This is a genomic window from Echinicola pacifica DSM 19836 (assembly GCF_000373245.1).
Lineage (GTDB): Bacteria > Bacteroidota > Bacteroidia > Cytophagales > Cyclobacteriaceae > Echinicola > Echinicola pacifica.
Genome location: NZ_KB890739.1, coordinates 851,554 through 868,273, shown reverse-complemented (window position 1 = coordinate 868,273; position 16,720 = coordinate 851,554). Strand labels below are relative to the sequence as shown.

Sequence of the window (16,720 nt, the reverse complement as noted above, 5' to 3'; positions counted from 1 at the left end):
ATCATTAATTATAATAGAACAAGAAGCAGATTCCTCTTTATCCAATATCTTATTGAAAGCGGAAACGGCTACTGCTGAAGCTTGCGCTGGAGCTGCCGATTCTGATCTCCACCTCACCTTTGCCGGAATTGGTTTTCATATCCAAGCCGGTATATTCCAGCAATTCCGGCAGGATGGTAAAGCTCAGCTGCTTGGATTGACCAGGCTCTAGCTCCACTTTTTCAAATCCCTTTAGCTCTTGCATCGGCCTCACCACCGTTCCATATAGGTCTTTGAGGTATAGCTGGACAGTTTCTTTGCCCTTTACACTTCCCGAATTGGTCAGGGTGATGGTGGCGGTGATCGGCTTATCCACCGACATCAGGGTATCCGATAAGGTAATTTGCGAATAGTCAAACACCGTATAACTTAAGCCAAAACCAAAGGGATATAAAGGTGAGTTTTCTGCAAAAAGATAGCCTTTCTTAGCGTTTATTTCTTTTTGGCTATAATGATATGGCAGCTGGCCAATGGAGCGTGGAACTGTCACAGGAAGCTTACCTGAGGGATTATCCATCCCAAAAACCACTTCTGCCAAGGCATAATTCCCCATCTCACTCAGGTCCCAGCAGTCCAGGATCGCATCTGCATTTTCGGCAATTGTATTTATAGAAAGCGTCCGGCGATGCTTCAGCACAATGATTAGAGGCTTCCCTAATTTCTTAAGTTCGAGGATCAGCTCATCCTGTAAGCCCACTGGATCGATATTCTCCCGATCGCCGAGTGCATTATTAAAAAAGCCCTCCTTGGCGGTGAACTCATCACCTCCCACAAAAGCCATTATGACCTCCGCCTGCTGCGCTGCAGCAAGGATACGCTCAATTCCTTCTCTTTGCTCTGCCTCCGAAAGTAATTCGGGTACTCCCCCCTCGCCATTGGTAAGCTCAAAGCCCTTTTCGGTGATAAAGCTTATTTTATTGCCTGCAATAGAGGAGAATTCTTCCTCATCCTTCTCCCCTAATAAGGGTCCCACCAAGGCTATTTTAGTGGCCTTAGCCGTAGAAAGGGGAAGGACTTCTGAATTTTTCAATAAGACAATGGACTCCATATCTGCTTGTTTAGCCAAGTCCAGGTATTCCTCTGTGCGTACCTGATCACTGACCGCCTCTATATCGATATAGGGATCATCAAATAATCCCAAAATAAATTTCGTGCGAAGCACTCTCCCTGCCGACTGATCGATATACTCCATCAATGAGGGATCCTCCCTGGCCAGCTTCGGCAGAAGGGAGTAAGCATCTTCAGCATACAAATCCACATCCACGCCAGCTTTGAGGCCTAAAATGGCCGCGTCTTCGGGAGATTCGGCTACTTTCATAAAATAATATAATCTTCCAATATCATTTGCATCAGAAACGACATAGCCCTGGAATCCCCATTGATTTCGGAGGACCTCAGTCAGTAACCAGGGGTTGGCATGGCTGGCGATGCCATTCAGATCCCCATGGGAGGCCATCACACCGAGGGTATTTGCCTGCTGCACGGCAGCTTTGAAGGGTGGGAATATCTCATCTATCAGCGTCCGGGGAGATATCTCAATAGCGGCAAAGTTGGTTCCTCCAGACACCTGCGCATAGCCCGCAAAATGCTTAGCCACTGCACCGATATGCGTGGATTTCAAACCTATATAATCCCCTTGCAAGCCCGTAATGGCACTGATGATCATCTCGGTGGTGAGGTAAGTATCTTCGCTAAAAGCCTCACTCATGCGTCCAAATCTCGGATCTCTCACAATATCCGCCTCCGGCGAATGGGTCAGGTGCAGCCCTCGAAGCCTCGCCTCCCGGCCTACCGCATCATACACTCTTTTGACAAGATCCCGGTTAAAAGTCGCCGCCATATTGATCGGCCGACCAAAACTGGTGCAGCCCTCAGCATCCACCCCGTTGTAGGATTCGGTGACGAAAAAACCCGGAATTCCAAGGCGGTTGCTTTCGATGATTCGTCTTTGAAGCTTATTGTTCAGCAGGGCCGCCCGCTCAGGAGAAAGGTGCTCCCCAGGGTTCTTGATGCCTCCAATGCCTAATTTTAATTTCTCAGTCACCACATCAGAAAGAACCAGCTCATCCTCCTCACTAAGCTCTACTCCTATCTGCGCATGAAACATCCTCATCTGGGCTACCTTTTCCTCTAAGGTCATCTGCTGCAATAGTTCCTTTACCTGTTGGTCTATCGCCAGGTCTGCGGTGGTACTTTTGGGCTGCTGCGCCTGACTATATACCGTCATGCAAGTTAAACCTATGAATAGTGGTAGAATTTTGAAAATCATATCAATAAATGGTGTAATTATAATGGCAGAATGCAAATAATTGGTATCAGGAATCCGAAGCTTTCAAAGCTTCATTCCCTCAGGACTATTCTTGGCTCGTGCGGGCTTTTTGCTCCACGAAATAAGGCTGAAAAGTATAGGAAGAATTTTTGTCCCACTGTGCATTTAGGCTGGGAAGGTGACTTTTCAGACGGCTTTTGACTTCAGAATACTGAGGATTATCCGCTTGATTATCCCATTCATTGGGGTCTTTAGCCAAATCATATAATTCCTCTGTACCGTCCTCATAGTGGATATATCGATAATCCTGAGCCCTTACGGCATGGTTATTCATCCCATAAGTGGTGATGGCCACAGGCTCCTCTATTTCTTTCCTACCCTGTATTAAGGGGATCAGGCTTCGGCCTTCGTTATTCTTATTGGCTGGAAGCCCACAGAGCTCGAGAAGAGTAGGATAGATAGAAAGCATCTCTACTGGCGTGTCGATTACCTTGCCTTTGGGGACTGTGCCCCCCGAAAACATCAGTGGAGCCTTGGTAGCAGGATCCCATAAGGCATGCTTGGCAAAAGTCCCCTTTTCCCCTAGCCTATACCCATGGTCAGACCATAATACAATCACCGTATTATCGGCGTATTCGCTAGTCTTCAAGGCCTGCATCAGTCGCCCGATTTCGTAATCTACATAGCTCACACAGGCGAGATAAGCCTGTATAATTTTTTTCCATTCGCCGGAATCCTTCGCCCATTCAGTGGAAGGCATCATGGGCAGATCATTGATCTGTAATGCCACCGGCGGCACATCATCGAGGTCATTGGCGAGATAGGGAGGCACCTGAATACTATCCAGGGGATGAAGGTCAAACCACTTTTGAGGAACGTACAAAGGCACATGTGGACGTAAGAAGCCCATGCCCATAAAAAAAGGTTGGTCGTAATTTCGCTGCAAGCGCTCTATCACCCAATCCACAGACTGGTGATCGGGCATCAGGGAATCGGCTTCCGGAAAAGCCCCCCAGTCCGTGCTGGTCCGCCCATAATTCTCCCGATCAGAATCTCCAAACCCATCCCATACAAATCGCTTATCAGGCAGTGGACCAAAGCCCTTTACCCTGCCACCAGACTCATCAAAAACTCCCTCTGGCGCATGGGAATGAAATAATTTCCCTACCCCCATGGTATAATACCCCTGCTCCTTAAAGTATTCGGGCAGGAAGGTTAATTCCTGCGTTGTGGGATTATCAGAGCGGATCTTGTCATCCTCGATCATCCCATATATGCCAGTGCTGGAAGGCCGCAAGCCCGTCATGATGGAAGCCCTGGAAGGACCGCATAGGGGCGCTTGACAATGAGCGTTGGTGAATAATACCCCTTGTGCGGCTAATTTATCCAAATTGGGAGTTTTGGTATTGGAATAATTATTCATGCTTCCCAACCAGTTATTGAGGTCATCTACGGCGATAAAAAGCACATTAGGAGGCTTGACTGGCTCCACTATGGCTGCTTTTTGCGGCTTATTGCTGCAAGAGCCCAGAGTGATCACCATCCATCCAAAAACTAGGAATAGGCTATTTCTCATACTATTATTGGCTATTTTGGCTCAGTGAGCTTGGATCAGATACTTCCTCTATCGATGAAGCTGAAATAATTTTGAACGGTTTCCGTCTTCTTCTTCTTGATCATATAGGCGGCAGAGTCGGCCATCACCTCAAAATCCGTCGTCATAACGGAGATGCCCAAGACCTCTTTTAGCGAGGTGTCATTATAGGAAATCACCCCTATATCCCTGCCCAGCTTAAGCTTGAGGTCCTTGGCCTGCTGCAAGAATCTGATCAGGTCTTCCTCATCGATGATAATATAGGCATCATTTGCCCGGAATTCCATATGATCATAAATCTTATCTATGATCTCGTACTGACAGCCAAACTGCTCACAAAACTCGATAAAACCATGTTTGATCTCCTCTGGATAAGGATAAATAGGGTTTTCTGGAAATACTAAAGTGATATTATCATATTCCTTCAGCTTTTGTCTGCCCTCTTTCAAAGCCGAATATATGTCCCGACCAAAATCCTGATAAATGCAGGGCATGGCATCGGGCATATCCGGCAGCAGCTTGTCCATGAGCAGCAGCTTTTCTGAGGGCATATTTCGCAAATAATCTATAATGGCTTCGTTGTCCTCAGTGGACCCACTAAAATGTGGCATAACCACAAAATAGTCATACACATGAAGCTGCTCTTCCAAAATATCCCGAAGATATGCGCCATTGCAATGATGAACTCTCAGATCCACCTGGTAATTCCCACCTAAGGCATCCACAAAAGAATGGTATATTTTTAGTTTATAACTACTGAGTTTATTCATGATGATCAGCAGCTTGCTCTTGGCCTGATTTACATTTCTGGCGACATAGAATCCTTTGCTCATCACGGAAGTGACGATCTTCTTTTCCCGCAGGAAGGTAAATGACTTCACGATCGTGTCCCTTGCAAGGCCAGTCTCTGCCTGCAGCTCACTTATAGAGGGTAATTTTTCACCTATTTGAATCTCCCCATTCTCGATAGCCTGAATAATATAGTTGGCTAGCTGACGATATTTCGGCACGTGGGACTGCTGATTTATTGACTTTTTGATAATTAGGTTTTCAATAATCATGGTTATTTTAGGTATAGTGTTATTAATATAAAAACCAGCGGGGGTAATACGCGGAATTCGGCTGCCTCCACTTTCTTATTTCTCAAAGAAACTCACTTGAATTCATCAGAAATTATAATTCCCTGAATAGCCGCTGGCATTATTCAATATTATACATTAGGAATAAAAAAAAAGTCCTAATTACTGGTAATATGATACAGAAACCAGCCCTACGAACTGATTTGAGAGATTTTCTGTGGAAAAATGAATACGATTTTAATAAAGTGATTAATATACCTCCATCCTGGACCTACATTACACACATTCCCTCAGCTCCATCAAAGTTCCGACCACCTTGTCCACGGCACTCCTATGTTGGCTAATACCTTTGGAAATAATCACTGTATCTTCTCCACCTAATTCTTTCCCACCTTATACAAGGCTCTCAAAAAAGGACAGATGCCTAAGCACCTGTCCTCCGGGGTTAATTGTTTATTTTATTCCACTTCACCTTCAGAAGGGTCTGTACCTAAAATAACCCGTCACCTGATGAGCTATGCCATTAGTGAATTTATAATTATGCAGTTCTACAGCTATGCCTTTGGCATTGGAGGGAAGTGCCTCTGCGCCTCGGTTTACGGACAAATCAAAGGTCCATCCCCTTTTGATATAGACCACGCCCGTATCACCAGGCACCAAGGTTTGGAATTTAAAATTCTTATCCAGGGAAGGCAAGCCTGGTCCCTGATCCACATAAGCATCCACAATATGATACTTCAGGATATGCTCCAGCTTTTCGGTACTGATAGAATCCAAGGGGAAGTTGGCGCTGCCTGCTACATGAGCGAGCAGCTGACCGCTGCTTTTCCAGGCTTGATTTTTCAACAGGAAGAAGGTTCTATTGTCCTCGGGCTTATTATACAGTTCCTCAAGGCCCGTCCGATCAATAGCTTCCAGGAGATAGCTAAATTCCGGTAGCCCATTTACCTCCAAGGCGGGATCCTGATTGACGGAGCGCATCCATTCCAGGACCGTCATATCAAAGGGCGGGGCATCAACAATCTCAGCATTATAGTCAAACTGGGGCTGAAGGTTCATATCACAGGCCAAAGCCATCCAAGCCAGACCGGCAAATAGAGCGAGAGTTTTTATCTTATTAGTTATATTTTTCATTTTTTCTACCTATCTAAAATTAATAACCGGGAGTTTGAGTCAGATTTGCATTGTCAATAAGATGTTTGAAATAAATAGGAAACAACAGCTTATCGCTGGTTAGGCCATTAATAGGGTTCATCACCTCTACTGCCTTGTCTGTTCTTATCAGATCCCACCATCTCTTACCTTCTGCCAGCAGCTCAAACTGTCGCTCGTCTAGGATCATATCGTATAGCTGCTCGCTGGATTGAAAATCCGCCAAGGCCACGGTTGGCAGGTCACGTGCTTGCCTGATTTGGTTTAGCAGATTTACTGCTTCCTGAAGGTTACCGAGCTGCACCTCCGCTTCGGCCTTTAGCAATAGCATGCCCGCATACCTGTAGATCACGATATCGGTATCATCCTCGGCGGCATTATAGTTGGTCTTATTGTACTTGGCGCACCGTGCATCTCCTATATCCTTGGACTCCTCGCGGGACTCAAAATAGCGGAAGTCGCCATAGATTGTGGCCCCATCAACATCCTTGGCCGAAGGCTTAAAATCAGGATATTTTGCATGCCAGGCGATAGAATCAATAGGGTATTGGCTGATCCACTTTTCTTCCAGCAACCTGGAGATTTTATAGGGAGGAACACCACTGAAAAACACACCATAGACGCCAGAAGCTCTATTTCCATCCTCTTCAAGCTCATTGAAGATGGAAAATATCAGCTCAGGGCCAGTCTCCTGCTGGCTGCTGGATAGACCGGCAGATTCTGGTTCGTTGCGGAATAGGGCCTGCCAGGCTTCCCGGGTCCTCACCAGGCTAAATTCGTTGAGCCCTACCAGTTTGTCCAAGGCAATCTTGGCATTCTCATACTCCCTAAGGTGCATATATACCTCGGCCTGAAGGCAATATAGGCTAGCCAGGGAAAAGTGGAATCGCTCAGCGGGGTTTTCCAGTAGTTCCTCCGCCATCATGAGGTCTGGCAGGATTACATCTGCCATGATTTGATCACCTGTGGATTTTTCACGAAAGAGGTTATCATCCAGGCCTCTTATATTTTCGGTATAGAGAGGCACAGCGCCCCAGACCCTTATGGCATCAAAATAAGCGAAGGCCCTCAAGGCATGGGCTTCACCAAGCAGCCCGGCATCATAGCTCTCTATGGTCGGGATGTTCTCAATAGCCAGATTGGCACGCATGATCATCTGATAAAGCGCGCCCCAGCTGGTCACCCCCTCATTGGTGGGCAGCAGGTTATTGGTTACTATTTGCAGGGCCTCACCGGAGGCCTGCTCCGTACCGGAGAAATTGTCTGATCTCAGCTCTCCCCAAAAGAAATACTTGCTCTTATACGCATTTTGCATCGCATCATATACGGCGGCTACACCAGCTTCTGCATCAGAACTGGAGGTCCAAAACTGGCTCTCCTCGATCTGGCTTACGGGTGGCTGCTCCAGTATGCTGCTGCAGCCAAACCCAAAGGATAGCAAAGGAATGGCCAGCCATAATTGTCGGATATATATCAATCGTTTCATATTCTTCTCTTTAATGGTTACTATAATTTTGGCTTAAAAGCCCATGCTCAGTCCAAGAATAAACTCCTGGTAATTAGGATACCTAAGGTTATCGAGACCTGGAGTCAGGGCATTTCCCCGGGATCCCAGCTCAGGGTTATAGCCCGTATAGTTGGTCCAGGTCAGCAGGTTATTGGCCGAAAAATACACTGAGGCATTTCTAATAAAGTTAGTTTTGGTCAGTAGGCTTTCAGGAAGGGAATAGTCCAATCTGACGTTTCGGAGCTTAATGAAGTCGGCATCACTGACATAGAAGGAGTTGGCGCTCAGGTTATTTTGGGCATAGCTCCCTATGCGTGGATAGCGGGCCACATCTCCGGGCTTATACCAGGCCTCTTCTATCCGCTCAGGTCCAGGGGTCACGGTCCAGGTGGTTCGGTTGTTTCGGGTATATTCATAATTTTGGTAGATGTCATTGCCAAAATTAAAGTCAAACAAGAAGGAAAAACGGAAGTCTTTCACCTTAAACTCGTTGAATAAACCCCCAAAAAACTTCGGTACTCCATTTCCAATTACCGTTCTGTCATTGGCTTCATCGATTTTGAAATCACCATTTAGGTCTCTCCAGAATACATCGCCACCTTTCAGCGTGGTTCCCTGATAGCTCAGCTGATTTACCGGGCCGCCATAGGTCTGGCCATTTAAGATATAATTGAGGAATGCCCCTTCCCCGTTAAACACAGGCGTCAGGTGCTGGCCCTGATCGTCAAAGGCATTGGACTCATCATAGGCAAAAATGCCTTCACTTACGAAACCATAGAAATTGCCAATGGCCGCCCCTTCTTCATATAAATAGAGCTCGTCACTGGACAGGAATCTACCATCTTCCTCTGCCAAATCGATGATTTTATTGCTATTGGTGGAGATATTGAAACTAGTAAACCACTCTAGCGCTCCTATTTTCATGGGGCTGGCGCTGATAAACACCTCCAATCCGCGGTTTTGGATGGATCCGATATTGCTTCTTACATTGGAGAATCCTGTTTCCTGCGGCAGGTCTCTGTTATAGAGTAAGTCAGAAGTTAGTTTTTCGTAAAAGTCAAGGGTGGCAGATATCTTCCCCCCAAAGAGGGCCAGGTCCATCCCATAGTTGATCTGGCGGGTACTCTCCCAAAGCAGGTCAGGGTTTGCCAGCTGTGAAGGTGCGATCCCATTGACCCCATTATACATATTGCCAGGGGCATATAAGGCCCTACTTTCATAGTTGCCTATCCGCTCATTCCCTGTCACCGCCACCCCTACACGAAATTTGAGGTCGGTCAGCACATTGGCCAGCGGCTGCATAAATCCCTCATCACTTACCCTCCATCCGGCAGAGGCAGAAGGGAAGAGCCCGTATTGATTATCGGTTCCGAATCTGGAGGAGCCGTCCCTTCTCAGGGTGGTGGCAAAGAGGTATTTACTTTTGAAATTATAGGTCGCCCGCATATATTGTGAGGAGAGCGAGTGGCCATATCCATTGGTATAAGTATTGGAGATATTCAGTTCATTGACATTGTCAAAGGTTTTGACCAAGTCATTATTGAAGTCATTGGACTGAAAACGGTTATGTCTGACGTTCCATTCCTGGATTTGCATGCCCAATAAAGCATTCAGATTATGATTATTGAAGCTTTTCTTCCAAGAGAAGTAATTTTCAAACTGGTAGTCAAAGGACACGGTATTCCGCTCGGCGCCGGAGGCCGCCAGTCCCGCCCTTTGGACGATGGTGGGGTTGAACTCATTATAGGTTTCCAAGTCGAAATTTGCTCCCAGCGTGGTCTTAAAAGACAGGGAGGGCAAGATTTTATATTCCAGAAAATTGAAGGTCTGACCAATATACCTGCGTGTGGTAATCTCGGCAAACTCAGCGATGGCAAGGGAGTTTTTCCTTCCAAAAAGCTCCGGGTAATAGGTACCATCCCAATCGATGAGCGGCATCCAAGGCATGCGCTCGGCCATATGACGGAATACGCCACCTTCGCTCAGTCCTTCACGCTTATCATAAGAAGTCATCAGACGGGTGCCCGCAGTGAATTTTTTACCCAGATTGAAGTTGACATTCAGGGTAGAATTTATCCTCTCGTAGTCCGATCCGAGCACCACGCCCTGCTGCGTGATATACCCCGTATTCCAGTAAAATTTGGCATTGTCACTGCCTCCGCTGAGGGCGAGATTTAGCTGGTCCTTCACCCCTACACGGGTTAGAATATCCTGGATATCAATATCCATATTGTATTTGAAAGAAAGTGAATCCGCCGGGGAGGCATTGGCTCCGGAAGCCTGGTTTCTATGATAGAGCTCATTGATTCTCTGCTGGCGGGTATTGGCCACCGGGATTTTAGTATAGAGTTTATTATAACTACGTATATAGCTGACATCTACTTTGGTCTTGCCAGCCTTACCGGTTTTGGTGGTGATGATCACCACGCCATTGGCGGATTTGGAGCCATAGATAGCTGCTGATGCTCCGTCCTTGAGCACCTCGATGGAGGCCACGTCGCTAGGATTGAGGTTACTAATATCTTCCATTTGCTGGCCATCCACCACATATAAGGGGCCAGTGCCACCATTGAGGGTGGAAGTACCACGGATGACGATGTCGGAGGTTTCGCCAGGTCCACCATTGGTGGTGATCGATACTCCCGACATCCTACCTTGCATGCCGTCCAGCACATTCACGGGGGTAGTTTGCTCGAGTTGTTCTTCTTTGATGGAGACCACGGAGCCAGTGACATCACGGCGATTCTGCTCGCCATAGCCCACCACCACGACCTCTTGCAGGGCTTGCTGGTCAAAATCCATGGTGATATTTAGGGTACTGCTATTGCCCACCGTGACCTCTGCGGGCTTATAGCCAACAAAACTAAAGGTCAGCACATCCGCTGGCCCGGCAGCAATCTTAAACCGACCTTCGATATCCGTGGTGGTACCTTTGGTGGTTCCTTTGATCAGGATGGTGACGCCTGGAAGTCCGTCGGGGGCATCCTCCGCAAGCACCCTCCCTGTAATGGTCTGCCCTTGAGCATGGGCGCTCAGGACACACAGCACTGCCATCACAAAAATGCACAGTCTGATGAGCTTGTAATTTTTCTTCATTATTTAGGCTATTTAAGTTTAGGTAATTGACTTGAAAGTTGAAAAATGCTTACCTGATTAATGGAGTTTTAATCTTGAACTACCGCGGCCGTACTAAGCAGTCACATTCCTTAAAAACCCTCATCGAAAAGAATCATTTGTCCCAACAGTCAAAGAAAATTCTTAAGCCAAAAGACTGAAAAGAAACAAAAATTATAGTCCATAAAACGAGTGAAATAGTTCAAATATTTGGATGGTATACTTCTATATCAGGTTCCTATCTCAGTCAAAACCCTGATTTCAGCTCACCATGCACGTATTTAGCACTGACGAAGGCCTTTATAGGTAAAAAAATCCTTTCTCCTAAAATCCTTTTATTAGAGATAATAAAATTGGCCATAAGGCCATAAAAAATCATACCCCCGAAAATCTTCCGGAGGTATGGTCAAAAGTAAAATAGTATAGGGGTTTATTGATTGAAATAACTTAAATAATCGCGGGTTTCATTCACTCCATCTCTTACCCTATTTCTGAATATCAGATCGGTGGACACATGGTACACCGTGTCATTATCGTCCAGCTGATAGTGGAAATTCAGGTTGAAATCCCGTGTACTGGAATCATAAGTATTGGTATCTTCCAGCATCACCACAGGCTGTCCATCGATGGGATCCACCGCGATCTCGCCTCCCTGAACAGTCATATTAAACATGAGGCCATTGGTAAAGGCGGTGGTGGCGGAGGTCGCCTGCACCTCGAAGGGTCCGATCGTGGTCAGTCGCCAGGCATTCTCATCGCCTTCAGAATTGTATTTCTCCACCACGGTTTTGTCGTCCAGGATTTCGCCATCGATCTCTTTACGGATTTCTGATTGGTATAAATAATATCCATCCACAGCACTCATATATTTTACCGTCACATTCACCGAGTCTATCCCAATCGAATCCAGGGAGGTGCCCACTATTTTCACTGGGAGGGTATAAATTTCCTCTAAGGCCTTGGGATCATTCAGAAAATTGATAGAATCCATTTCTACGGAGAAATACCCCAAATACTCCCCACTCGGAATAGTGGCTTGAAGGAGTCCATTGTTCATTTCACTGGTTCCGTAATAGTCTATAGGGAGCAGCTCTCTAGTATCATCAATATCCGTAAAGGTTACATCTGTTTGGTAAAGCTGAAAATCAATCGTGCGATCTTCATTATTATTTAGCACCCCAGCCATTGCTGCACCAATCTTGAACCTTAGGCCTTCACCCACCACCACCGTGCGGGTGTGGTTTTCGAAGGAAGCAAAGTAAGCTAGGGTTTTGTCTAATTTTGGATTCAGGAAATCATCATCATAACAGCCCGTGATTCCCAATGCGAGTAGTACTACTATTGCTATTTTTTTCATCTTGTTTGTCTTAATAAATTAGAAAATTACCAGCCCATATTATTGACGAGGTTCTCAGTTTTCACCATTTCTGAGAAAGGCAATGGCATATAAGGAGAGGCAAATTGTCTGGCCTCAAGGATATCCGGGGAGTAAATCCCATATACAGGGCTGTTGATGAGGGATTGATCGCTGGCACCCTGGCTCCATCTCCTCAGGTCCCAAAATCTAAAGTCCTCAAAGCAGGTTTCAATTCGCCTTTCATTGCGCAGCAAATCGACAAAATCGGCTTGGGACAGGACGGTGGGAAGGTATTGGTCTTTTCCTTCTCCAAGCGCGCGGTTTCTTACTTTGGCCAGGATCTCTCTGGCAGAATAGCCAAATCGAGCATCATCGGGATTGCCGGTGGCCTGGATCGCCGCCTCCGCAAAGTTCAAATATAACTCAGGCCTTGTGAGCAGGTAAACGGCTCTTTTGGTACGTACGAGCTTGCCAGGTTCTAGTCTTACCTGCGGATCCAACAGCTTCTGCAGGTAATATCCCGACCTGGTGGAGTTTTGGTCAGTGCCATAAGCATCTGCTCCTCCCTGCTGGGTGTCCATCGTCAATCCTGCCCAGGACTCCTCATCCCTCACTATAAATCGATCCAGGCGAGGATCACGATTAACAAACATCTGGTCCCCATCGTAATCAGGAGATTGATCAATGGGATATCCATCGCTCATCGGGAAGGCGTCCACCAGGTTTTGGGAAGGGTTAAACTTCCCATTGCCACCAAAAGCCCGAGGGGGGAAATTCTCCTTCTCAAGGTTTTGGTCATCCAGAACGATGGGGCCTCTGAAGAACAAATCAGGGTTTGAGAAGTCCCCATCATTCAGATTGTTCTTATTATAATATGCCGAGAAAGGCATCAAATCATCATTTCCACTAGCCTGAATGGCGGCGGCAGCGGCAGCAGCGGCCTCTTCCCATAAGCTCTGATCATTGGTGAGATTATAGGCGGGGCTAGCTCTGTAAAGCAGAGTCCTCGCCTTCAGCGCCAAGGCACTTAGGCCTGTAGGTCTTCCCGAATCGGAAGTCAAGCCATCGGGGATACTTCCCGATCCCTGAGAATATTCCAAAGGCAAAAACTCAAAAGCCTTATCACAGTCCGCAATAATCTGCTGCACACATTCCTCATAGGTATTACGCGGAAGATCCAGCTCATCGGTATATTCCAAATAGGAGGTGCTGATCGGAAATCCATATACCTGCCCATCCGCGGCTAAGCCTCCATATTTTTTTAGTAGGTCAAATTGAAACCAGGCCCGAAGGAAATAAGCTTCCCCTTTAGACAATTCGAATATCTGAAGGTTTACCTCGGGGTTCAGGTCAAACCTCACGGGAGTAGGGATGGGCTGGCTAGGGTCCAGCACCATTCTTTCCAGAAACCAATTGAGGGAGTTTATGCTAGCATAATTAGCCTCCCAGCTATCCCCGAGAGGGTTACTACTTGCCGATACCCCACCTCGAGCGGCTCTGGATGGAGCAAACACCTCCCTATTGACCAGGGCATTATCTGTGGCTGCCTCATAGTCAAATTCCGCTCTGGAAGGGAGGGCTTTATAGGATTGATAGAGGAATCCAAGAAAATACTCTCTTGATTGGAGGGCCGTTTCATTGGGCACCGAGCTATTCGGTCTGGTATCCAAAAACTCACTGCAAGCCGTGAAGGTCGCAAGGGTAATGGAAGTATAAATGATAGATTTAAATAATCTCATAATATTCTCTTTAAGTGACTTATAATAGGATTAGAATGAAATGGACAGGCCACCGGCATAGGTGCTAAACAAGGGGTAATCCGACACCCCGGCACTCAAAGACTCCGGATCCAGCTTTTCTATTTTCGAGATAGAAAATAAATTGGTGCCATAGGCGTACAGTTTCACCTGCTTCAGGTGAAGCAGGTCCGAGATTCTCGATGGCAGGGTATAGGACAAGGCCACATTTCTAAGCTTCAAGAAAGATCCATCCGCCACCCAATAAGAGGAAGTCTGGATATCATTGGTCGGGGTGCCTGTGGTCAGCTGTGGATGAGAATTCCCATTGGGCAAGCCATCATTTACCACGGTAGAATATTTCCTATTATCATATATACTATAATAAGTGCTATTATTCAGGAGCCTATCAAACTTGCCATAGCCTAGAAAAGAGGCATATAACTCAAAGCTCTTAAATCCTATATTAATATTGGCTCCATACATCAAGCGTGGGGAGCGATTTCCGATGACATTCTTATCATATTTATCGATGATATTATCTCCATTGACATCTTCATACTTGATATTTCCTACTCTCAAATCCGCCGGATCAAGGAAAGAAGGACTCGGTCCCAGGCCTGCAATAGCATCATTGATGTCCTGCTGAGTATAATAGCCTATCGCATTATACCCACGCACATCATCTGTGGCATCGCCCACGCTGCTATAATTAGGATCTGCCAGCTCGTTGATCTTGAGTTTCTCACTTTTGGAGATCGTCATATGCGTAGCAATATCAAAGGTCCAGTTGTTGGCCTTCGCATGGTAATTTACTTCTACCTCTGCTCCCTCCATCTTCGTCTCCCCAAAATTCTGCTGAGGCAGGAAATCATCTCCACCAAGGATGGCAGGCGTAAGGTTATCGCCTTTGCTCAAGGTTCCTTTGGTCAGATAATTAAAATAACTCACCTTCATCCCAAGCCGATTAAAAAGACGGGCTTCTATATTAATATCCATTTCACGGATGGTAGGCCAGTCGATAAGAGGATTGGCAATTCTGGAAAACTTCGAGGTGGACAGCGGGTTGGAGCTATTGATTCTGTAGTCCTCCACCTTGAGATCCCAGGTGTCTATCCAGAGGCGGTTGGGGATATTGCCATCTCCCATCACACCCCAAGTGGCATTGAGGCGTAAGAAGTCCAGAGACAAATTATCCTTCAGAAACTCCTCCTTAGAGAGTACCCAGCCAGCCCCTATTGCTGGGAAGAGCTTAAAGCGATTTTCTTTGGCATAGCTGCTTGAGCCGGCATAGTTTAAGGAACCTTCGACGGTATATTTTCCCTGATAGGAATAATTGGTCCTTGCGGTGATATTTTGTCTTTTATAATTATCAAACCTATAGGCTTCATTTTCATCTAAAATGAGAAAAAGCAGGTCCGCAGAAATCGCATGATCATCATATTTTCTATGCCAGGAAGTCAGCATATTGAAGGCCCAGCGTCTCACATATTCATCATCTCCCAGATTTTGGGAGGTGGCTAGGTTTTCCTTTTGTCGCTCCTCGATTTCCAAGGGGTTTCCTTCTTCATCGAAAGAGGTGACCTCATAGATCCCCACGGTATTGCCTTTATTCATATTTTGCTGGTTATATAAGTCCAGCGCAAAAGTCGGCTTAAGGCTAAGGCCCTTCAGCACATTATCGAGGTTAAACTCAAATCCCAGGTTGGTCTGCATCTGGAAATAAGTCTCCTTGATGAAGCCACTTTGCACCTGTCCACCATAGGGATTGTCCTTGAAGGAGGCGGTGCCGCCCACACTGTCAGGAGCCACCAAAATAGGGTAGGCATTTGGATAGCGGGAAGAAAGGGTGTTGATATTAAATAAACGGGGATATTGCTTTTCCCCCAGGTATCCAGAGAAGTCAGCGATCACTTTTATATTATCATTGAAGTGAGCATCCAGATTGCCACGCACGTGGTACATATCCATGCCTGTAGCATTATTTCCATATTTCTCCAAGCCACCTTCGTTCTGAATGCCTGTCTGGAAATAATAGCGTGTCTTATCGGTACCGCCGGTATATTCTACGTCATAGCGAGCTATATTCATGGAATTATTCAGAAACTGGCCATAATAATCGACATCGGGATACTGCATAGGTCTGGATTGGTCGGCATAGGCGGCTATCGCCTCATCGCTATATCCGAGTCCATCAGGGATCTGCCCTCCATTGTCATTTCTTAGAGCCTGATTATAAGCACTTGCAAACTCCGACGCATTGAGGTATTGAGGCAGACGGCTGGGGATCTTCACCCCTCTTTGTACTTTGGCGTGAAATTCATTGTCCGATACCTTCCCTCTCTTGGTGGTGATTAATAGGATGCCATTGGATATTCTCCCCCCATACATGGACTTGGACACCGGATCTTTCAAGACCTGGATGTGATCGATCTGATCAAGGTTTAGATTAGCGAGGGGTCGCTCAAAACCATCTATCAAGACGATAAATCCGGTGGTATTTCCTCGGATATAGGACTCAAAATTGCCCCCTGACACCGTATTGTCCACTCCAATATTTCCATTTTCCTGAAGCATAAATAATCCGGGAAGCTTTCCTTCCAGGGCTTCCTGAACGTCCAGTGCGGGGTAGTTGATCAGTTCTTTCCCTGAGACGCTGTTTTGGTTTCCTACAAATCGCTCATAGCTACGCTCGCCATACATGATGCTAACTTGCTCCTTAGGAGTCACTTTAAGGCTGTCCTGATCGGCCGCTTCCCCCTGGGCAAAGGAGGGGAAATAAGACAAACATGCTATGCTGACAATCAGTAGTGATTTTAATTTATAATTATAAAATATCATTTTAGGTCTTTTTGAAATTAACGATAGCACTA

The 16,720-nt window shown here is 46.3% G+C and carries 9 protein-coding genes; all 9 read right to left on the bottom strand.

Annotated features, from left to right (window positions below):
• Positions 1–49: 49 nt before the first annotated feature.
• Positions 50–2,266, bottom strand: a complete 2,217-nt coding sequence (locus tag B050_RS0108115) for a glycoside hydrolase family 3 N-terminal domain-containing protein (protein WP_018473410.1) — start codon at positions 2,264–2,266, stop codon at positions 50–52.
• 127 nt (positions 2,267–2,393) lie between these two features.
• Positions 2,394–3,884: a sulfatase gene (locus tag B050_RS0108110; protein ID WP_018473409.1), complete on the bottom strand. Its 1,491-nt coding sequence runs from the start codon at positions 3,882–3,884 to the stop codon at positions 2,394–2,396.
• Between the two features lie 35 nt (positions 3,885–3,919).
• Positions 3,920–4,963, bottom strand: a complete 1,044-nt coding sequence (locus B050_RS0108105) for a GntR family transcriptional regulator (protein WP_018473408.1) — start codon at positions 4,961–4,963, stop codon at positions 3,920–3,922.
• Positions 4,964–5,455: 492 nt separating this feature from the next.
• Positions 5,456–6,115 (bottom strand): fasciclin domain-containing protein, encoded by a 660-nt coding sequence (locus B050_RS0108100; protein ID WP_018473407.1) that lies wholly within the window; start codon positions 6,113–6,115, stop codon positions 5,456–5,458.
• Between the two features lie 19 nt (positions 6,116–6,134).
• Entirely contained in the window at positions 6,135–7,619 is a 1,485-nt protein-coding gene (locus tag B050_RS0108095) for a RagB/SusD family nutrient uptake outer membrane protein (RefSeq protein ID WP_018473406.1), read from the bottom strand.
• 33 nt (positions 7,620–7,652) lie between these two features.
• Positions 7,653–10,736, bottom strand: a complete 3,084-nt coding sequence (locus B050_RS0108090) for a SusC/RagA family TonB-linked outer membrane protein (RefSeq protein WP_018473405.1) — start codon at positions 10,734–10,736, stop codon at positions 7,653–7,655.
• 448 nt (positions 10,737–11,184) lie between these two features.
• Positions 11,185–12,111, bottom strand: coding sequence for a DUF1735 domain-containing protein (locus B050_RS0108080; protein WP_026235736.1), 927 nt, complete (start codon positions 12,109–12,111; stop codon positions 11,185–11,187).
• Positions 12,112–12,137: 26 nt separating this feature from the next.
• Positions 12,138–13,850 (bottom strand): RagB/SusD family nutrient uptake outer membrane protein, encoded by a 1,713-nt coding sequence (locus B050_RS0108075; RefSeq protein ID WP_018473402.1) that lies wholly within the window; start codon positions 13,848–13,850, stop codon positions 12,138–12,140.
• A 30-nt stretch (positions 13,851–13,880) separates the two neighbouring features.
• Complete coding sequence (locus tag B050_RS0108070; protein ID WP_018473401.1) at positions 13,881–16,688, bottom strand: SusC/RagA family TonB-linked outer membrane protein; 2,808 nt, start codon at positions 16,686–16,688, stop codon at positions 13,881–13,883.
• Positions 16,689–16,720 lie beyond the last annotated feature (32 nt).